The 20233-nt window shown below is 36.1% G+C and carries 21 protein-coding genes; 16 read left to right on the plus strand and 5 right to left on the minus strand.

Features of this window, described 5'->3' with window-relative positions:
* Positions 1–195: 195 nt before the first annotated feature.
* The 8 genes from rho to CIB95_RS11155 all read left to right on the plus strand — a co-directional run bounded on the left by rho (position 196) and on the right by CIB95_RS11155 (position 8793).
* The gene (rho, locus tag CIB95_RS11120; RefSeq protein WP_094925151.1) at positions 196–1473 is read left to right on the plus strand and encodes a transcription termination factor Rho; all 1278 of its coding nucleotides are present in this window, start codon (positions 196–198) and stop codon (positions 1471–1473) included.
* A 136-nt stretch (positions 1474–1609) separates the two neighbouring features.
* A complete protein-coding gene (gene rpmE / locus CIB95_RS11125; protein ID WP_094925153.1) occupies positions 1610–1810 on the plus strand; it encodes a 50S ribosomal protein L31 in 201 nt (66 codons plus the stop codon).
* A gap of 108 nt (positions 1811–1918) precedes the next feature.
* Positions 1919–2530, plus strand: coding sequence for a thymidine kinase (locus tag CIB95_RS11130; RefSeq protein WP_094925155.1), 612 nt, complete (start codon positions 1919–1921; stop codon positions 2528–2530).
* Between the two features lie 40 nt (positions 2531–2570).
* Positions 2571–2951 carry a hypothetical protein gene (locus CIB95_RS11135; RefSeq protein ID WP_094925157.1) on the plus strand — a complete coding sequence of 127 codons (381 nt, stop codon included), beginning with the start codon at positions 2571–2573 and terminating at the stop codon, positions 2949–2951.
* Positions 2952–3291: 340 nt separating this feature from the next.
* On the plus strand, positions 3292–4395 hold the full coding sequence (locus CIB95_RS11140; protein ID WP_094925159.1) for a HEAT repeat domain-containing protein: 1104 nt from the start codon (positions 3292–3294) through the stop codon (positions 4393–4395).
* The gene (locus CIB95_RS11145) at positions 4382–5806 is read left to right on the plus strand and encodes a glycosyltransferase family 2 protein (RefSeq protein ID WP_094925161.1); all 1425 of its coding nucleotides are present in this window, start codon (positions 4382–4384) and stop codon (positions 5804–5806) included. The genes CIB95_RS11140 and CIB95_RS11145 overlap by 14 nt, the downstream gene beginning before the upstream one ends.
* Before the next feature lie 16 nt (positions 5807–5822).
* Entirely contained in the window at positions 5823–7670 is a 1848-nt protein-coding gene (locus CIB95_RS11150; RefSeq protein WP_094925163.1) for a hypothetical protein, read from the plus strand.
* A 28-nt stretch (positions 7671–7698) separates the two neighbouring features.
* Positions 7699–8793 (plus strand): hypothetical protein, encoded by a 1095-nt coding sequence (locus tag CIB95_RS11155; RefSeq protein WP_094925165.1) that lies wholly within the window; start codon positions 7699–7701, stop codon positions 8791–8793.
* Between the two features lie 38 nt (positions 8794–8831).
* Here the strand turns inward: CIB95_RS11155 and CIB95_RS11160 are convergent, their stop codons facing one another.
* Entirely contained in the window at positions 8832–10160 is a 1329-nt protein-coding gene (locus CIB95_RS11160; RefSeq protein WP_094925167.1) for a CoA-disulfide reductase, read from the minus strand.
* Between the two features lie 256 nt (positions 10161–10416).
* Here CIB95_RS11160 and CIB95_RS11165 point away from each other — a divergent pair, with 256 nt between their 5' ends.
* The 6 genes from CIB95_RS11165 to CIB95_RS11190 all read left to right on the plus strand — a co-directional run bounded on the left by CIB95_RS11165 (position 10417) and on the right by CIB95_RS11190 (position 15603).
* Positions 10417–10857: a hypothetical protein gene (locus CIB95_RS11165; RefSeq protein WP_094925169.1), complete on the plus strand. Its 441-nt coding sequence runs from the start codon at positions 10417–10419 to the stop codon at positions 10855–10857.
* 422 nt (positions 10858–11279) lie between these two features.
* Complete coding sequence (gene prfA, locus CIB95_RS11170) at positions 11280–12347, plus strand: peptide chain release factor 1 (protein ID WP_094925171.1); 1068 nt, start codon at positions 11280–11282, stop codon at positions 12345–12347.
* 13 nt (positions 12348–12360) lie between these two features.
* Positions 12361–13218 carry a peptide chain release factor N(5)-glutamine methyltransferase gene (gene prmC, locus CIB95_RS11175; protein WP_094925249.1) on the plus strand — a complete coding sequence of 286 codons (858 nt, stop codon included), beginning with the start codon at positions 12361–12363 and terminating at the stop codon, positions 13216–13218.
* A 90-nt stretch (positions 13219–13308) separates the two neighbouring features.
* Positions 13309–13935, plus strand: a complete 627-nt coding sequence (gene spoIIR / locus CIB95_RS11180) for a stage II sporulation protein R (RefSeq protein ID WP_094925173.1) — start codon at positions 13309–13311, stop codon at positions 13933–13935.
* 59 nt (positions 13936–13994) lie between these two features.
* Entirely contained in the window at positions 13995–14432 is a 438-nt protein-coding gene (locus CIB95_RS11185) for a GNAT family N-acetyltransferase (protein WP_094925175.1), read from the plus strand.
* 154 nt (positions 14433–14586) lie between these two features.
* Positions 14587–15603 (plus strand): L-threonylcarbamoyladenylate synthase, encoded by a 1017-nt coding sequence (locus CIB95_RS11190; RefSeq protein ID WP_094925251.1) that lies wholly within the window; start codon positions 14587–14589, stop codon positions 15601–15603.
* Positions 15604–15645: 42 nt separating this feature from the next.
* Here the strand turns inward: CIB95_RS11190 and CIB95_RS11195 are convergent, their stop codons facing one another.
* Complete coding sequence (locus tag CIB95_RS11195) at positions 15646–16068, minus strand: hypothetical protein (RefSeq protein WP_094925177.1); 423 nt, start codon at positions 16066–16068, stop codon at positions 15646–15648.
* Positions 16069–16289: 221 nt separating this feature from the next.
* Between CIB95_RS11195 and CIB95_RS11200 the strand changes: the two genes are divergently transcribed.
* Complete coding sequence (locus CIB95_RS11200) at positions 16290–16757, plus strand: GNAT family N-acetyltransferase (protein WP_094925179.1); 468 nt, start codon at positions 16290–16292, stop codon at positions 16755–16757.
* A 286-nt stretch (positions 16758–17043) separates the two neighbouring features.
* Here CIB95_RS11200 and CIB95_RS11205 read toward each other — a convergent pair whose 3' ends face one another.
* The 3 genes from CIB95_RS11205 to CIB95_RS11215 are packed head-to-tail and all read right to left on the minus strand — an operon-like array spanning position 17044 to position 19439.
* Complete coding sequence (locus tag CIB95_RS11205) at positions 17044–17637, minus strand: hypothetical protein (RefSeq protein WP_094925181.1); 594 nt, start codon at positions 17635–17637, stop codon at positions 17044–17046.
* A 48-nt stretch (positions 17638–17685) separates the two neighbouring features.
* Complete coding sequence (locus CIB95_RS11210; protein WP_094925183.1) at positions 17686–18216, minus strand: GDYXXLXY domain-containing protein; 531 nt, start codon at positions 18214–18216, stop codon at positions 17686–17688.
* Positions 18213–19439 carry a DUF2157 domain-containing protein gene (locus CIB95_RS11215; RefSeq protein WP_094925185.1) on the minus strand — a complete coding sequence of 409 codons (1227 nt, stop codon included), beginning with the start codon at positions 19437–19439 and terminating at the stop codon, positions 18213–18215. The genes CIB95_RS11210 and CIB95_RS11215 overlap by 4 nt, the downstream gene beginning before the upstream one ends.
* A 225-nt stretch (positions 19440–19664) precedes the next feature.
* Between CIB95_RS11215 and CIB95_RS11220 the strand changes: the two genes are divergently transcribed.
* Positions 19665–20225, plus strand: a complete 561-nt coding sequence (locus CIB95_RS11220) for a manganese efflux pump MntP (protein ID WP_198949193.1) — start codon at positions 19665–19667, stop codon at positions 20223–20225.
* Positions 20226–20233: the final 8 nt, after the last annotated feature.

Consider the following 20233-nt stretch of genomic DNA (forward strand, 5'->3'; position numbering starts at 1 on the left):
TTTTCCATATTTATTAAGTTGAATATTTTTAGCCGTTATGGTTAGAATAGAAGCTGGTTTGCAAGTAAGTTTCCCTAATAAAACACTTCTCTTCGAGTAACTTCGCGGAACCTTCAAAAATCTCCAAATATGAATACCAAAAATAATCTCGAAATAATAGAAGTAACTAATAAAATAGATAAGAGTGGTGTAAGCATGACGTTAACGTTATCACAGTTGGAAGAAAAAACGCTCAAAGAATTGTACGAGCTAGCACGAAATTTCAAAGTTTCTTATTACAGTAAGTTAAAAAAGCCTGAACTTATATTTTCAATTTTAAAGGCACAAGCAGAGCAAGATGGCTTTATGTTTATGGAAGGTGTATTAGAAGTAATCCAATCGGAAGGTTTTGGTTTTTTACGACCAATTAATTATTCTCCTAGTTCCGAAGATATTTATATTTCTGCTTCACAAATTCGACGTTTTGATTTGCGAAATGGGGACAAGGTTTCTGGTAAAGTACGACCTCCGAAAGAAAATGAGCGTTATTACGGATTATTGCATGTAACCGCAGTAAATGGTGAAGATCCTGATACAGCAAGAGAACGAGTTCATTTCCCGGCATTAACACCGGTGTATCCAGATAATAGAATGACTCTTGAAACAGCACCCTTCAAACTTTCCTCACGGATCATTGATATGATTTCTCCGGTAGGTTTTGGACAACGTGGTTTAATCGTAGCACCTCCAAAAGCAGGTAAAACGATTTTAATAAAAGAAATAGCTAATAGTATTACTGAAAATCACCCTGACACAGAGTTAATTGTTCTACTTATTGATGAAAGACCAGAAGAAGTAACGGACATTGAGCGTTCAGTAAAAGGTGATGTTGTAAGCTCAACATTCGATGAAGTTCCAGAAAACCACATCAAGGTTGCTGAGTTAGTGCTAGAAAGAGCGATGCGTCTTGTTGAACATAAAAAAGATGTCGTCATTCTTTTAGATAGTATTACTCGTTTAGCTAGGGCGTATAACTTAGTTATACCACCAAGTGGTCGTACATTATCAGGGGGTATTGACCCTGCAGCATTCCATAGACCGAAACGTTTCTTTGGAGCAGCGCGAAATATTGAAGATGGTGGAAGTTTAACAATATTAGCAACTGCACTAATTGATACTGGTTCACGTATGGATGACGTTATTTATGAAGAATTTAAAGGGACAGGTAACATGGAATTACACCTTGACCGTAGCTTAGCAGAAAGAAGAATCTTCCCTGCGATTGATATCCGTCGTTCTGGAACACGAAAAGAAGAACTATTAATGCCAAAAAATCAACTGGATAGCTTATGGGCAATCCGCAAAACAATGAATAACTCTCCTGACTTTATCGATCAATTTATGAAACGTTTAAAGACAACAAAAACAAATGATGAGTTCTTCCAAAAGATAGAAGAAGATAAAGCTGCAGGTGTGAAACGGACAAGAGCGTAACATTATTTTACAACAATATTTTTATCATGAATGAGTTGCAAATTATACGTTGCACTGATATAATTTTTTCATGTGCTGACATGATAGACACATTATTCTGGGTCTCAGGGGCTCAGGGCGGAAGGAGATGAATAGGATGAAAGCAGGAATTCACCCTAACTATAAGAAATCAATGGTTAAATGTGCTTGTGGTAACGAATTCGAAAGCGGATCAACTTTAGAAGAAATTAAAGTTGAGGTTTGCTCAGAATGTCACCCATTCTACACAGGACGTCAGAAGTTTGCTGACGCTGGTGGACGCGTAGACCGCTTTAACAAGAAATATAAACGTAAGTAATATTATAAAAAGCAGGCAAGAGTTCACTCCTTGCCTGTTTTTTCTTTTAAAACATAGACAAAATAAAAAAATACATCAATTATAATTGTTAAAAGGGGAGACTGCCTCATGCATATCATGAAACATAACGGATGGGTCGAAGTAATTTGTGGTGGAATGTTTTCTGGGAAATCAGAAGAATTAATTCGCAGAATTAGAAGAGCGACATACGGGAAATTAACTGTACAAATGTTTAAACCTGCAGTCGATAATCGATATAGTGAGGTGGCGGTTGTCTCCCATAATGGAACTTCAGTCATGGCAACAGCAGTTAGTAAAGCGCACGATATTTTAGAGCATGTCGATGAAAATGCTGATGTTATTGGAATAGATGAAGTGCAATTCTTTGACGATGAGATTGTCGCAGTCATTGAACATCTAGCGGATAATGGCAAACGAGTGATTGCAGCTGGGTTAGATTTAGATTTTCGCGCGGAACCATTTGGTATAATGCCGCAGTTGATGGCGCTTGCAGAAACGGTGACAAAGTTACAAGCAATCTGCCTTTCATGCGGATCTCCATCAAATAGAACGCAGCGTTTAATAAATGGTAAACCAGCTTCTTATGATGATCCAATTATTTTAGTTGGTGCATCAGAAAGCTATGAGCCACGTTGCCGTCATTGTCATACAGTACCGAATAAAGTAACGTTAAAAAAAGAAAATCAGATGCAAAAATAAAGCGAAAGTGGACAAGCTATTGAATAAGGGGTGTTTAAAAATGAGAAATGCATTCCTCTCAGTAGTTACCATAAGTATGCTTTTAGCAGGATGTGCACAAGGAACAGAACCTAATGATACGACACTTGAAGGTCAGGAAGATGTAGCATACCCAATTGATGTTAATCAAAATCCTAACTGGCATAATTTACGGGAAGACAGAGCGGATTTAGGCGATGATCAATCTAAGTTTCGAGCGACTGTAAACATGGTTGAAGGTGTAGAACCTGGCATGGTTATAATCATCGGTAACGACGCTTGGGTAAATGCTTCTTTTACAAAAAACTTCTCTACAAAAGAGAAAAAAGAGATTAGAAATGAACTTAAGAAATCTTTAATAAAAGCGATGCCACGTTATGACCTTCACCTTAATTTAGAATAATTAATAAGGCTGGGATACAAGTGCCCGGCACCTTGTAGGGTGCCTGGCTCCTTGTTTTATCCCAGCCTTTATATTAGTTTTTAATATGCCACAGGATCTTCAATAAAATACTTCGTTAATTCGGATAAACTAACATCTATATCCTACTCCATATTTATGTCGAGTCCTTCCTCACTTTTATTTACCTTGATTTACTTGATTTGAATATATTATATCTTCGAAAATAGGCATAAAACTTGACAAGGATAATAACGTCTACAAATTTCGACAAATGAACCGTTGACTTCCTACCAATATAGGGTATTCTTAAAGTAGAATACTAGAATTGGGGTGTGAATAGATGCCGTTTCTCTTTTCATTAATCTTTATCTATTTATTTCTATTAAGTACATTGTTATTAATTACAATAGTATGGCTTGTATTAAAAAGACTAAAAACGAATTATGAACGAAAAAATTGGAAACTCCGTAGAAGACGTTTTAAAAGAGAAGTAGAGAAGTACTTAACATCCCCCACCGCAATCACTCCAAGAATGAAATCATCTTTAAAAGGCAACTTTAGACAATGGGCACTTAACCAATTAATAAAATATGAAACGAAACTAACAGATGAAGGTGTTAAGAGACTCTCAAAATTAATGGATGAGTGGGGAATAACAAAAGACATTGAAAAAGGTATGAGTTCAAAGCATTGGTGGAAGAGGTATGAAGCATTATATTTATCTGCCGCATTCCAAGTGAAAAAAGAGCGACCAAATGTTCTAAAGATGTGTATGGATGAAAACCCACTTATTAGAATGGCAGCAATTACTACCTTAAGCTCAATCGGTGAGGAAGACGATATTTTTGAGATCTTCAATGTTTTAGAAGAATACAACACAGAATATTATCAGCTTGACTGGGTTTTACACAATTTAGCAAATATAAAAAGTACGAATGATAATGCTTTCTACGAACGTGTAAAACTTAGATATCCCAACTATAAAAAGGCATTTACGAGAAGATGTATTTTAGAATGGATGGGACAAAAAAATCGAGTAGATTGTATCCCATTTATTTTAAACGTGATGAAGAGTGAAAGTGGAGAAGTCAAAGTTGGGGCGGTAAAAGCGTTAATTTCCTTAGAAGCTAAAATTGCATTACCACACTTTGAACAAAACATTAACGATGATTATGAATTACCAGGTATTAAAATCCTTTCAATGAAAGGGATTGCCCTTTTTGGTGACGAACAGTTTGCTAAATGTATGGAAAATAATCTAGGGCACCAACTGTGGTGGGTAAGATATTATAGCGCATTTGGACTTGTAAAACTTGGACATGGTGGCGAACAAGAATTAGTGCGCCTTGAAAAAGAACATCCCGATAAATATGCTCGCGATATGTCCCGCTATTACTTAGATATGCTAAAACTAAAAGGATTTGATAATTATGTCCATTCATGAGTTTATCGTTTGGTTAAATTTATTCTTAATTATTGCCGTGTTTCTGATTCAAACAACCTACTTTGCATTTTTAATTTTATCAGTAAAAAGTATTATTCATTATATTCGGACGCGTCGTGCAAGACAAATAATGGAAACGAAACAAATGCAATTCGTCTCTCCTATTTCACTAATAGTTCCTGCTTATAATGAGGAAGTGACAATTGCAACAACGATTAAAGGATTTTTACAATTAAATTATCCAGACTTTGAAGTAATTGTTGTCAATGATGGCTCAAAAGATAAAACTTTAGAAATTTTAATAGAAAATTTTCAGCTGACACCAATGACAAAAACATATTCAAAAAAGCTAGATACAGAGGATGTAAGAGTAGTTTACCATTCTCTCCTTTACCCGAATTTAATTGTTGTTGATAAAGATAACGGCGGCAAAGCGGATGCGATTAATGCAGGAATTAATATTAGTAAATTTCCACTTTTCTGTGTCGTAGATGCTGACTCGATTTTAGAGGAAAAAGCACTTTTACAAGTCGTATATCCTTTTGTTGAAAACCCTGATGAAGTTGTTGCTGTTGGAGGAATTGTTCGAATTGTTAATGGGTGTAAAATTGAAAATAGTACGATTACGAAAGTTCAACTACCTAAAAATCGTTGGGCTAAAATGCAAGTACTAGAATACTTACGTGCCTTTTTAATAGGAAGAATTGCGTTAAGTAAACTGAAAAGCTTACTTGTTATTGCTGGAGCTTTTGGTATTTTTAAAAAGAGTGCAGTTATTGAGGTTGGCGGCTATTTAACAGACACTGTTGGAGAGGATATGGAACTAACCGTACGCCTTCATCGTCATAGTTATGAGAAAAAGAAAAAATGGAAAATTTTATTTGTCCCTAATCCGGTTTGCTGGACACAAGCACCGGAAACTCGTAAAGACTTAAAGCAGCAACGAGATCGTTGGTATCGTGGATTAGTAGAATCATTGTGGGCGCATAAACGAATGCTATTAAACCCTCGTTATGGTGTAACAGGTTTAGTAGGAATGCCTTATTTATTCTTTGTCGAATTATTAGGCCCAATATTAGAACTTTTAGGATTAATATTAATTCCAACTTTGTATTTCTTAGATTTAATTAATTTTTACTTCTTACTAGCATTTATAGCAGTAGCATTTATTTATAGCCAAATCGTTTCAGTAGGTGCACTTATTCTAGAGGAATATAACTTCCGCCGTTATAAAAAATGGAGCGATTTATTTACATTATTCATATACTCATTTCTTGAAAACTTCTTTTTCCGCCCGTTAAACAATTGGTGGAAATTATTAGCTCTATTTTCAATCCGTAAGAACAAAAAGAAATGGGGTAATTTAAAGCGAGCAGAGTTAGGCTCTCGAGGTTATAAATCCTTATCATAATAAAGGAGGTTGGAACATGAGACGAAAGAAGAAGCCAGTACACAAACAGTCGTGGTTACCATTTTTAAATTGGTTCTTATTTTCCGGCTTTTCAAGCTTTGCTATTGGTGGTCTTTTCCTATTGTTCTTCATGGTACCAATCGAACAGTGGTTCTTTAACGAAGGGTTATCTCAACGTGGAATCGATTTATTAATGAGCGGACTTATAGGCGTCTATGCACTTAGCATGCTTGGTTTATCAATTGCCTTTTACTTTTTCTTAGTAAAACCAGGAAGGACGAAATTTTCATATAGCTTGTTACTTATCTTTTTCCTTTTAGCTGGTTTTGTCTTTTATTTATTTTTAAGTCCGACGTCAGTTGCGATAAAGCAATTACAAGGGGAAGAAGAGCAAGTAGACCGAGTTATCTTTGGCCCTTATCCTGATGAGGAAAAACTTCGAAAATTAAAAGAAGAAGGCTATGAAGGTGTAATAACATTACTAAGTCCGACAATTCCTTTTGAAAAGGTATTATTAGATCAGGAGCTTAGTAATGGCGAAACGGTTGGCCTTCAAGTACACTCTTTCCCAATGCTTCCATGGGTAAGTGATAATAAAAAAGCACTAGATGGAATACAAGCTCTATTAAAAAATAATCAAGGTAAATATTACGTTCACTGTTATTTAGGCAAACATCGAGTTGATTTGGCGCGAACGTCAATTTTTGAGTTTATTGGTAAAGATAATAATCGAGTAGTTATTTTCCCTGATAAAATTGAAAGAGGACCACTTGTTCATATTAAAGAAAAACAACTTGTTTTAGGACCATTTCCGACAGATGAAGAATGGTTCCATATTGTTTTACGACCTGGAATAAAAGAACTAATTTCTACGTTGGATCCTGCTAATCCAGGCGATGTACAATGGATTGAAAAGGCTCGTCAAATTGCTAAAGAGTATGAAATTACTTTTACAGAAATACCTGTAATAGATGGTGCGGACAAAACGAATCTCACAAAACTACACGAGTATATTAACATGCTTGATCACTCAGCATATGTTTTTGATTTCCGTAGTGGCGAAGTGATGAAAGCCTTAGAAACAAAACTTAAAAATATTGAGCCTTTCGTTAATGTTGATGTACCAGACAAGTTTGAACGTGGTGAAATAATCAAAATTGGTCGCTGGTTAGCTATTGGTCCTTATCCAACACCTGAGGAGTTTGAACGTTTAAAAGAAACGGGATTTACGCAATTTATTAGTTTGTTAAATGAAGCAAAAGAAGCAGATGTTAAATGGATTGACCAAGAAAAGGATTGGGCACTTGCCAATGGTTTAACTTACAAACACTTTTCACTTCATGAGGATAAAGTAGAAGCAGCACAATTATATGAAATATTGCAATACTTAGAGAAGCAAGCAACAGGTCCTGTGTACATTCATGGATTTAAAACGGGGAAACGTGCACAATTATTAGCTAATCTTGCACAGAATTATTTTTACGGTGCTGTCGATTCGAAAGTTGATAATAATGAATTAGTCCCAAGTGATGTTATAGAAAATGCATTATATGCGAAAAAAGATCTTTTAGTCGGTCCTGCTTTTACAAGAGATGATTGGGAAAACGGAATTGCTACAGTTGGCATTAGGCACATTATTGTCGTTGATGTACCTGGGTTTACAAGTGAAGAGCAATTTGCTGAGGTGAAAGAAATAATAGCAGCTCTGCCAATTAGTTACCATACGATATCTTTAAGTGAAACGATCTTACATGATATTGGAGCTATTAGCACAAAGAATGAAGGGCTTATTTACATCATGACAGCTTCAGAACTAATTGACGGAATGGCTCAAAGGTACAAAGAGGAAGTACTGACATACTAAATAGTTTTGAAAAAGAAAGGTAAATAGGATGAGAAAAAAAATACTGTGGTTAATAGCAATAATTATAATATTTTTACCTGTTATTTTATGGTGGGCAAAGCCTAGTCAAAGCATGCCTATTATTGTCTTAGACAAAACAGTACCTGATCCGGAGTATCGTGAGCATAAAGGCCTTATATGGTTTATAAACCATGAGAAATATTCTGATGGTGAAAGAAGCTTAAAGGATTATACTGGCTTTTATCCGAACTCACAAACACATAGTGAGTTAACAGGTATTAAAGATCAAGTGTTAGCTAGTCCGTTATTATATTTAGTTGACACATATGGAGTTTACACGGAAGATCTGAAGCATCGAAAGGCTAGTCAAGATCGCTCTAAGCTTGTTTACGGTGGCCTTAATGATGATGATATAGCGATTATTAAAGCATTTACTACGAAGCAAGATAAAACGGTTATTGCAGAATTTAATGCCTTTGCTAGCCCGACCCCTACGCATATTCGTCAGGAAATGGAAACGCTGCTTGGCGTGAATTGGACAGGCTGGATCGGTCGTTACTTTGAGCAATTAAACAACGATGAAATTCCAGACTGGATGCACACATTGTATGAGCAACAATATGACGCGAAATGGGAGTTTGAAGGAAAAGGTTTTGTTTACATTCATGAAAACGAAACAATTGTAGTATTGGAACATGATAAACATATCGGGGAAAATGAATTAAAGATGGTTAAAAGTGATGGGGATACAGGATTTAAATCTGCTAGTGATGTCCAAAAGTATTACTACTGGTTTGATGTTGTAACACCTTCTGAAAATGTCGAAACATTTTATCAATACGAACTAGATGTAACTGAGGCTGGGAAACAAATCTTAAATAAATTTGGTATCCCGACAACATTTCCTGCAGTTACGAAAAAAACAAGTGACTATACGGCATATTACTTTGCAGGAGATTTCGCAGATATCCGTTCACCATTACCTCCTTACTGGATAAGTGGAATGAAGCCATTAATGAAGGTAAGCTCTTTAATTGAAAACCAAGAACAGTTTTTCTGGAAAGTATATATTCCAATGCTTAGTGATATTTATGAAGAAATTTATGAAAACTACAACAAATAACCGAGAGACCCTCAAAGGTCTTCTCGGTTTTATTTGTTTTATTTTGAACGTCTAGCGCCTTGTTGCACGGGATCCCAAACGGAATTAAACGGTGGTGCATAGCTCAAGTCTAAGTCTTCCAGTTCATCAATTTTCATTCGGTGAAATAGTGCCGTTGCAATAACATCTGTCCTTTTTGCAACGCCTGCAATGCCAACAAATTGCCCACCTAATAATTGCTTTGTATCACTGCGATAAAGGAGCTTAACATGTAACTTTTCTTTTCCCGGATAATATCCCGCTATATTTGTAGAAGTTAAGATCGTCGTCTCATATGGTAAGTTTAGTTCTTTTGCTTCATTTTCTGTCAGCCCTGTTCTCCCAAGTGATAAATCACAAAACTTTAATATAGCCGTCCCAACCATTCCTTGAAAAGGGCGAGTTTTTTTAATCATATTTAACCCGGCAAGGCGACCTTGTTTATTAGCATGCGTCCCTAAAGGGCTAAAGTCATCCTTTTCTTTAACACGATGGTACTGCGTAGCACAATCACCTGCTGCATAGATATCTTTCACATTCGTTTCCATATAACGATTCACTTGAATGGCACCTTTTACCCCTTTGTGAACCCCAGTCCCGTCAAGGAGCTCTGTATTAGGAATGACACCAATTGCGATTAATACTAAATCTGTCTCATAGGAAGTTTTGTCTGTAATAACCTCTGTTACTACGCCATTTCCATTTAACGCAGTTACTGACTCTTCTAGGTGGACGGCAATCCCTTGCTTTTCTGCTTCATCGTTTATATGTTCAGCCATATCAAGGTCAAATGTATTTGCAAGCTGTGCGCCGCGCTGAATGATCCGGACATCTTTTCCAAGCTCATGAAAAGCTTCCGCCATTTCAAGGCCAATGTAGCCACCACCAATGACGGTTACATTTTTCGCATCTGTCGCACTTTCCATAATTGCTTTCGCATCAGCGATAGTTTTTAACGTATGAACACCTTTTAAGTTAACTCCATCCCAATCAGGTACTAACGGACGTGCTCCTGTTGCGACAAGTAATTTGTCATATGGAACTGAGAACGTTTCATTTGTTTTAAGATTAGTTCCACTTACAAGTTTAGCTTTTTCGTCAACATGTTCAACCTTATGAAAAATACGTGCATCAATTCCATACTTTTCTTCAAACGTGTCCCTAGTCCTCGCAATTAAGGAATCTAGCTTTGGAATTCTCCCACTAATCGCATAAGGTAAGCCGCACTGTGCATAGGAGTATGTATCACCCATCTCTAATGTAGTGACTTTGGCATTTTCTACATTACGAACAATTTGCATTGCCGCGCTCATTCCAGCGGCATCACCGCCAATAATGACATATTTCATTTATAGTCCTCCTCTAAAAAATCTCATATAGTTAACTTCTTCAAAAGAAAGCAAAATACTCTTTTTCATATAAAAAAGATATGTAAAGGAAATCACCTTATTTTGTGGAATGTAGTAATGAGCTCTAAGTAGAAAATATGAACCTTTAACGGATTTAATTAATGGTATATTATCAAAAGAAGCAAGAAGTAATTAATTTGTGCTACGATAACATAAATAAAGAAATGGTATATACATATAATTGGAGGAATCATGAATGGAAAGTATCTTGGTTTACTTTGAATGGTTAGTTGTTTTGGCATCATTAATTGCAGTTGGTGGAATTGTCTTAAGTTACAAACATATGTTAGCTAGACTTCGTGAAAATGATTTCAATGAAGAAACACAAAAAAAGCTCCAAACGAAATTTTTTATTAATGTATTTTTAGTAGAACTTATTCCGTTAGTGCTTATTGTTATGGCGTTTTCAGCAGTTCAAAATTATCCAGCACAAAACCCAACGATGGCCTTAATAATTACGATTTTTATCGCGGCACTTGGAATAATATTAGTATTTTTAGAAAGAATGAATGTAGACCGAAATAATATAAGAGAAGTAAAGTTTTTAAATGTGTATACATTTATGATGTTATATTTGATTACTGCAATCCCGCTAGTAGCTGTCGTGTTATTATTGATTGCGCAAAAGTCTTTATAGTTTAAGAGTATCGGTGTTAGACGATTGCTTCAGCTTTACTTTATTGATCCAGCTTCAGCTCCCAACGCCTACAATTCTTCACACTTTTTATTTACGATAAGTCAACATCGAAGGCCAAAGTCCTTCGTGTTTCCTTTATCTCAAACAAAGTGCTCCAGAATTTATGGCGCTGAACGGTCGCTTCAGCTTTTCTTTATTTGATCCAGCTTCAGCTCCCAACGCCTACAATTCTTCACACTTTTTATTTACGATAAGTCAACATCGAAGGCCAAAGCCCTTCGTGTTTCCTTTATCTCAAACAAAGTGCTCCAGAATTTATGGCGCTGAACGGTCGCTTCAGCTTTTCTTTATTTTGACTACATTCCTTGACTATACTATAATTACAATGTTATAGAAGATGACGAATATATGAGGTGCAGGTAATGTTAGATCGCTTAAAACAGTTAGAAGAACGTTATGAAAAGTTAAATGGATTGCTTTCTGACCCAGAGGTTATTAGCGACAATAATAAACTTCGTGAATACTCTAAGGAACAGTCTGATATATCGGAAACGGTACAAGTATACCGTGAATATAAAGATGTCGTTGAAGGTTTAAAAGAAGCAAAAGCAATGCTTGAAGAAAAATTAGATCCAGAAATGTACGAAATGGTAAAGGAAGAGTTAAAAGAACTTACTGCTCAAGATAAAGAGTATCAAGAGCGCTTAAAAGTACTTTTACTTCCAAAAGATCCTAATGATGATAAAAACGTAATTTGTGAAATTCGTGGAGCAGCTGGTGGAGATGAAGCAGCATTATTTGCTGGTGATTTATACCGTATGTATTCACGCTATGCAGAAGTACAAGGATGGAAAACTGAAGTAATCGATGCCAATAGTACTGGTGTTGGTGGGTATAAAGAAATTATCTTTATGATTACAGGTAAAGGTGCTTATTCAAAGCTGAAGTATGAAAATGGCGCGCACCGCGTACAACGTGTACCTGAAACAGAATCAGGTGGCCGTATCCATACTTCAACGGCAACGGTTGCTGTACTTCCAGAAGCGGAAGAAGTAGAGATTGAAATTCATGAAAAAGATGTTCGCGTCGACACATTTGCTTCAAGTGGACCAGGTGGACAGTCTGTAAATACAACAATGTCAGCTGTGCGTTTAACGCATTTACCAACGGGTGTCGTTGTATCATGTCAAGATGAAAAGTCACAAATTAAAAATAAAGATAAAGCAATGAAAGTTTTACGTGCTCGTGTTTATGATAAATTCCAACAAGAAGCGCAAAAAGAGTATGATGAAACACGTAAATCAGCTGTTGGAACAGGGGACCGTTCAGAGCGTATTCGTACGTATAACTTCCCGCAAAATCGTGTGACAGATCACCGTATCGGTTTAACGATTCAAAAGCTTGATCAAATCTTACAAGGGAAATTAGACGATTTCATCCACGCGTTAATCGTTGAAGAGCAAACGCGCTTAATGTCCCAAGGAGAATAATATGAAACAACAAATGATGATAGCTGAAGCCCTCAATTGGGCTTCTTCTTTTTTAGAAGAAAATAATCGTGAAGGCTATGCTGCAGAAGTCCTTTTACGGCACCATTTACAAGTAAATCGCTCAGGATTAATGATGATTATTCGCGATCCTATTGCAGAGGATGTAAAGGAACGCTTTTTTGCTGACGTTCAAAAACATGCCGAAGGAATTCCTGTGCAATACATTACTGGAGTCGAAGAGTTTTACGGTCGCACATTCCATGTTACGAAAGATACGTTAATTCCAAGAATGGAAACAGAAGAGTTAATTCAGCATGTCGGAGAACGGATAAAAAAGTGTTTCGGCAATAATAGCAAGCTTTCTGCAGTCGATGTAGGAACTGGTAGTGGAATTATTGCAACAACACTAGCGCTCGAACATCCAGCACTAGATGTGACAGCAATTGATATATATGAACCGACAATTGAGGTTGCTAAAGGAAATGCCAAGCGTCTTGGAGCGAACGTACGCTTTTTGCACGGTGATTTATTGCAGCCGCTTATTGAGCGCGGAGAAAAAGTTGATATACTCGTCTCAAATCCGCCGTACATTCCTGATGAAGAAGTACTTACGTTGGACGTTCAAGTAAAAGATTATGAACCATCACGTGCCCTCGCTGGTGGAAAAGATGGCTTAGATTTTTACCGCCGCTTCATGGAAGAAATTCCACAAGTTCTTAATGAAAAAGGTTTAATAGCCTTTGAGTTCGGGGCAGGGCAAGGAGAGCCAATTGCCAAGCTCTTAAAACAGGCGTTTCCACAAAGCACACCAGAAGTGATCTATGATATTAATGGGAAAGATCGAATTGTTATTGCCGAAGTTGGCTTTTAAACTGTCGAAAAGTTGAAGAAATTGTTTGAAAATTCATTGTTTATTTTTTGTTTAAGTTGACCACACTTGTTTGTGAAGGGGTGGAGAAACATGAAACAAAAAATAAGCATTGTATTATACATTATTTTATCGTTAGTAATCGTTTCTATAGATGCAGCACAAGGTCAGCAAGTAGCAAATGCTGACAATAATCCAACGGTCATTCCGGAAGAGGCAATTCGTTTACGAATTTTAGCAAATAGTAATGGTGAAACAGATCAAAACTTAAAGAAAGAAATTCGTAACGCTGTAAACTATGAGATTAGCAATTGGGTTGCAAATCTATCAAATGTTGATAATGCGCGTCAAATCATAAAAGAAAACTTGCCAGAAATAGAAGAAATCGTTTCACAAAAGCTAAATCAATTCGGTATGTACCAATCATTTTCTGTAGCGTTTAAAGAAGTGAGTTTTCCAACAAAAATGTACGGAAAATACATTTATCCAGCAGGAACATATGAAGCAGTCGTAATCACGCTAGGCGATGGACAAGGTGCAAACTGGTGGTGCGTCCTCTTTCCTCCATTATGTTTCTTAGATTTTTCTAACGGAGATGCAGTGGAAACAGCTAATGAACAACCAACAGAAGTAGTCGCGCAAGGTGGCGATGTTGAAGTAAAGTTTTTCGTCGCAGAAATCTTTGCAAAAATAGCAGCATTTATTAAATCTATCATTTAGTTCTATTTCTTTCCTTCTAGCATATGTTAGTTACATAGAATGCTAGGAGGGATTTTTTTATGAGTTACAATATTCGAACTGCAACAGAAAATGATATGGAAACAATCAAGCGATTAATCGGTCAATCAGATGCAAACGCAAACGGCATTGAAAAGTTATTAAATAGTGTATACTTGTATGAAAGTGAAACAGGTGATATAAAAGCATTAATTTGTGTCGAGGAAATAAATGAAGATGGACTATTAAGATCCCTTGTCGTCGATAAGTCATGTGGCATAGAAGATGTCCTAACGTTCTTTAAAGTAATTATGAGTAAAGCGAAGGAATTAGAATTAAAAGATTTATATTTAATCACAAATACGCCATCTTCACAGCAATTCCTAAACATGTTTGGCTTTGAAAGAGTAGAAAATGATGTTCCAACACATATAATTGCTACTGAACATTTTCAAAATAGTGCAAGAAACGATACAATGGTCATGAAAAGAACTTTATAAACAATTTTCCACAAAGTTATTAACAATTATCAAGATGTTATCCACATTATGTGCATAACTAATTAGAATAGTAAGACAATAAAACGAAAAAAGTACTAACATAGAGGGTTCGATAACAGTGATAAGAAAACAAACAAAATTATGGTCTGTGGAAATGTCTGTTGAAAACAAAAATAACTATCCACAACTTAAAGAAGCAGCACAATTATTACAAGCTAATGAAGTAGTCGCATTCCCTACGGAAACGGTCTACGGTTTAGGTGGTAATGCACTTAGTGATGAAGCGGTAGATAAGATCTTTGCTGCCAAAGGGAGACCGAGCGATAATCCACTTATTGTCCACATTGCTCAGAAAGAGCAGTTACATACACTTGTAACGAACATTAGCGAAACTGCGGAAAAACTAATGGAAGCTTTTTGGCCAGGACCATTAACGGTAATTTTACATTCCAATGGGACCGTTTCTGAAAAAGTGACCGCAGGGTTATCCACAGTTGCGGTACGAATGCCAAATCATCCGGTCGCTTTAGCTTTAATAACGGAAGCCAATTTGCCACTCGCGGCACCGAGCGCTAATCTTTCCGGCAAGCCTAGTCCGACGACAGCGAAACACGTTGCCAAAGATCTAACAGGGCGAATTGCTGGTATTGTTGATGGAGGGGCGGCAGGAGTTGGCGTAGAGTCAACAGTTGTTGACTGCACAGGGGAAATTCCGGTGATTTTACGCCCTGGTGGCATAACGACGGAACAAATTTCCGCAGTTGTAGGAGAAGTTGCAGTTGATCCAGCACTACTATCTGAACATGAAGCGCCAAAATCTCCTGGCATGAAGTATCGCCATTACTCACCAGATGCGCCACTAGTTTTAGTCGAAGGATCAAGCGCTTTTCTAAATGAACTCGTTCGAAAAGAACAGGAAAATGGAAAAATCGTTGGCGTCTTAACTACATTAGAGGAAAAGAGTGATGTATTCGCAGATTGCGTCATCGAAGCTGGTTCTCGCAAGGAACTGCAAACAGTTGCCAGCTCACTATATGATGCGCTCCGCAGTTTTGATGAACAAGCAGTCGATATTATTTTCGCAACGACATTTGCGAAAGAAGGGGTCGGCGTAGCAATCATGAACCGCTTAGAAAAAGCTGCTTCCAACCAAATCATAAAAGAGAACTAACAAAACCGGGAGCAACTTAGCTTCCGGTTTTTCCTCATTTCGTCATTTTGTCATTTTATTAAGAGCTAGAAGAGGATCTTTCATCACATCTTTTTTCGCCTGTAACCCCATACCTACTACTAACAGAATTAGAGATATTCCGTAGAGGATTAATCCGGTACCAAACAGATTATACACATAAGTTATTAGAGTATCATCATCGCCTATTCTATATTTTCTCGTATCCATAAACTCACTCAAGGCAAACATGTGGAAAATGATAATAGGCAAGTATAGGAGGTGAATAGCTTTCTTTTTGATGACACAGTACAGCGGGTAAGCAAAGATAAGTAAATAGAAATATGCCTGTTCATCTAATCCAGATCGATAAAAGAATTCAGATGAAAATAATTCCATCCAAGGTAAAAACAACGAAATAACTGCAAGAATAAATGATAAAATAATGACTTGATGGCTTATTTTCATAATCAATCAATCTCCCTTTACTCTACAATGTTCCTTTAAGTATAGCGGTTATTTTCATTTTCTTCCATTACCTTATTGAAGACAGGACTACGATCAAGCTTTCTCACAACTGCCATAAAACCACGATCTTATATGTTTAGAATGGCTTAAACGAAGGGATTTTATGAAAAGGTAGCAGATGCAAGTCTAAAAGAATAATAAAAAATAATAGGAGAATATTGTTGAAAATTAATGAAACTAAAGACTATAAAATAATCGGTATGTTAAATAAACATGTCCACACTATTCATGCGAATTTAGCACCTGAACTCGTCAAACCTTACGACAAAGAAAACATGACCGAGTTCTTCAAAGATGTCATTACGAAAGATAAGATGACATTTCTCTTAGTCGAAGAAGACGATGAGCCAATTGGCTATGCTTGGATCGAGGAGAAAGAATACGCTGAAAACATCTTCAAAAAAGGATACAAGTCACTATATGTGCATCAAATTAGTATTAATGATAAAAAGCGCAGTAGTGGCTATGGCACTAAACTAATGGAAGAGATCTATCAAATAGCTCGCTCTAAAGGATTGAAAAGAATAGAGTTAGATTATTGGTCAGATAATGAGAAAGCAAAGAAGTTTTATGAAAAGCAAGGGTTTGAAAAGCATCGCGAATTTGTTTATAAAAATATAGAAGAATAAATAAGAATCTGAGAATAAATTAAAAGTGTCTATTAAGCTGAACATTACAAAATGAAGTGTAGTCAAAATTCGGAGACTCCAACGGGAAAAGCATGTATCCGAAGACTCCAAAAGAAAGCGTATATTGCTTTCTTTTGAGGCTGAGGTAGTGCCCGTGGAAAGTGAAGAATTTTGACGGAGTATCTAATGTTCTTAAGAATAAAAAAGATCTGAACGATACAGAAACAATTTCTGTATTAGTTCGGATCTTAAATGAGTAAAATTCTATTGGCCCAGCATGCTCTTTTTATTCTAACGTATCTTTATACAGTTGCAGTTTATCTTTATCAAGGTGCGTTGTAATGATTTCGTTGAATTCCTCTACCGTTAATTCAGGATTTTCCTGCTTCGTATCAGGTGAATACATTGCATCTTTCGTTTCTTTTAAAATATCACGAAGAGCTTTTAACAATGCCAATTCATCTTCATCGAGCAGCTGATCTTCTGACATAGGAGGTAATTCCAATCTTACTATTCCATTCACACTAGTCTTTGTGCCAAACAAAAATGAGGTAAACGGATCAAAGAGATCATAGGAATAATAAATTGCCCCATCTAAAAAATAATGCCCGTTTGCTAGTGTTGTTTCAGCAGTGTATAGCTCTTTTTCTAAAAGAGCAATCCTTTGTTCTAATTGCTCAGCTTTAGGCTGCTCGGCAATGATAGTGTCAATTCTTCCTAGTGATCTATCAATAGAGTGATAGAAGTGATTGACGAATCTTTTCCACTGGCGTTGTTCTTCTTTCACTTCTTGGTAATAAAGGTAGGAAAATATCCCTGTAATCAATAATGCAACTCCGATTATATACTTCATTGATTGTAATAATCTCTGTTTAAACAATCTGTACTTCCTCCAAAATTTTGCCGTTTTCATTAAAATTTTACTTTGTTATTTATAATCAAGCCTCGATATCTTTTGTCCCCACGGACTAACTTTAATGATGACATCAAACTTCCCATAGTCTTTTTCTAATTCCAATGCTGTTTCACTGTCTGCGTAATAGCGTTCAAATCCATATTCTAAATGGATATTATTTCCGCGCGATCCTTTCCCCCAATATTGCATTCTTGCTTTTAAAACAGCATGATGCTTTGCCACATTAGGCTTGTTGTTATGAATGGAAACGACCTTTCCATAATCCTTTTTTTCAATGACTACATATACAGGGCGATAATTATAAGAATCATCTAACGGAACATTTACTTCAACGTCATTAGTAGAGACATTATTAATATCGTATCTTAACGTGACATAATCACCATAAAACAAATCGCGCGGATCAATTGGCTCTGTTTTTAAGCGAATTTCTTCTCCATACCATTCCGTTGCATAATGAGTAAATGTGATGAAGAATAAGACGAGTACTTGTATTCCGATAAAACTATAAAAAAGTAATTTACGCTTCTTAGTCATCATCATTCACCTCCATTATGAATAAGCTCTTTTTTCTTCTTTTGTAAAAAGTAATGTAAGCCGACGATAATAATTCCTCCAGTAAGGAAGAGAAGTGACTTATGCATAAACTCCCATGCTAGATTTAAATAAGCCGAAAGTGTCGTGAAAATAAATAGGAAAGTTCCTATGTTGATCGTGTGATTATCTTCTAACTTAAAGCCTTGTAATAAATACATGATTGAGAAGATGAATAAGTAAATAACATAAAAGATTTCGTGTTGGAAAACATTTTCACCCATGATGGGAATAACGAATGCTAAAAATAAAATGAGCTGATACGATGTGAACAAATTATTTGTCTGATATTTCATTAGAAGTGTAGCACCAGCAAACACAGCGGTAATTGCTAAATATACCGGTAAGTATTTAAAGTGTTCGTTAATGTCATGTGGATTTATAAATGACAAAAATAAAGTAAAGATAAATCCAACGACTAACGGAACAACTTGGAATGGATAAGTGAAACGCTCTAACTTAACGAATTCGCCAATCATATAAAAAGCTAGTGGAATCAGTCCAGCGAAAATAACTAGCTCCGTGTTCTCGCCATCGAAGAAGAGAATTAAACATTGCACCATCATTGATGTAACATAAGCTAAACTAACGAGGACACTTTTTAACCTATACCATAAAGAACCTAGAAGAATAATACAGATAACTAAAATCGTATAACTAAAAGTATTGAATGTTGTATAACTGTAAAATTGACCGAACGTTAAAATCGCAGCCGGAAGTAAAAATAAGAAGCGGCTTCGGAAAAAGTATGCGGAAATAATCCCAGCAATGCCCCATAAAATAAATGTTTTCGCATCATAAGTAATAATGTGGAACGTTTGTCCGAGTAAAATAATTCCTGCCCCGAACGTTACCACACCTAGACCGATAAGTGGCAAGCCGATCGTCGTTTTCTTCTTTTCTATGAAATAAGACCCACTTGCGTAAAATCCAAATAAAAAAACGATAATAATTGCTAACTTAACAAGGTCATGAATCCCATTCCAATTTGAAGCAATAAAAGATAGGATACTTAAACCAAATAAAATACTTGCAATTATCGGTAATAGTTTAAAGAAACGACTTTTCTCATCTTTTGGATATAAACTTAATATCTCTGAAGCTTGTTCATCTGATATGATGCCCTTTTCTGTCCATGTTTTCGCTTCATTGCTTAGCCATTTTCGAGACATACCTACACCTCCAATTAATCATACAACTATTATTATAAACTTATTTTTCTGAAATATTGTAGTTATATACTTCTAACAATGTCATTCTACTTCCTTCTCTCCTTACTAATCTATTTTCACCTAGTAGAAACCATACCACTCTTTCCATTTTAAAAAGCATGTCTATTTAGTAGTGGACACGCATAAATTGAATTATTAACATCAGCACCGTTAGGAGGTATCTCGGTGAATTCCACTGCGCTAATAGGTGAAATTCTCACGCTGTTTTTTATGGCATTTGCACTAGGTATGGATGCTTTTTCAATAGGAATCGGCATGGGGATGGTTCGATTACGCTATAAACAAATATTTAAAATAGGAATTACTATTGGTATTTTTCATATGATGATGCCTTTGTGTGGCATGGTCCTCGGAAGGATGTTATCAGATCACTTTGGTAACATTGCCGCATTCATTGGTGGTATGCTTCTTTTAATTTTAGGGTTGCAAATGATTATTGCCTCGTTTCGCGATGAAAATAATATGTTAGTAACACCAGTCGGATTCGGATTAATCATTTTTGCAGTTAGTGTTTCATTAGATAGTTTTTCCGTCGGACTAAGTCTTGGGATATTTGGTACGCGAACCGTATTAACAATTATCATGTTCGGATTAATGAGTATGGTCTTAACGTGGACGGGTCTTATCGTTGGTAAAAAAGTTCAATCATGGCTTGGTTCGTATAGTGAAGCATTAGGAGGCTGTATTTTACTGGCATTCGGATTGAAAATTTTATTACCAATTTAAACGTGTTT

It is taken from the genome of Lottiidibacillus patelloidae (assembly GCF_002262935.1).
GTDB classification, from domain to species: Bacteria; Bacillota; Bacilli; order Bacillales; family SA5d-4; genus Lottiidibacillus; species Lottiidibacillus patelloidae.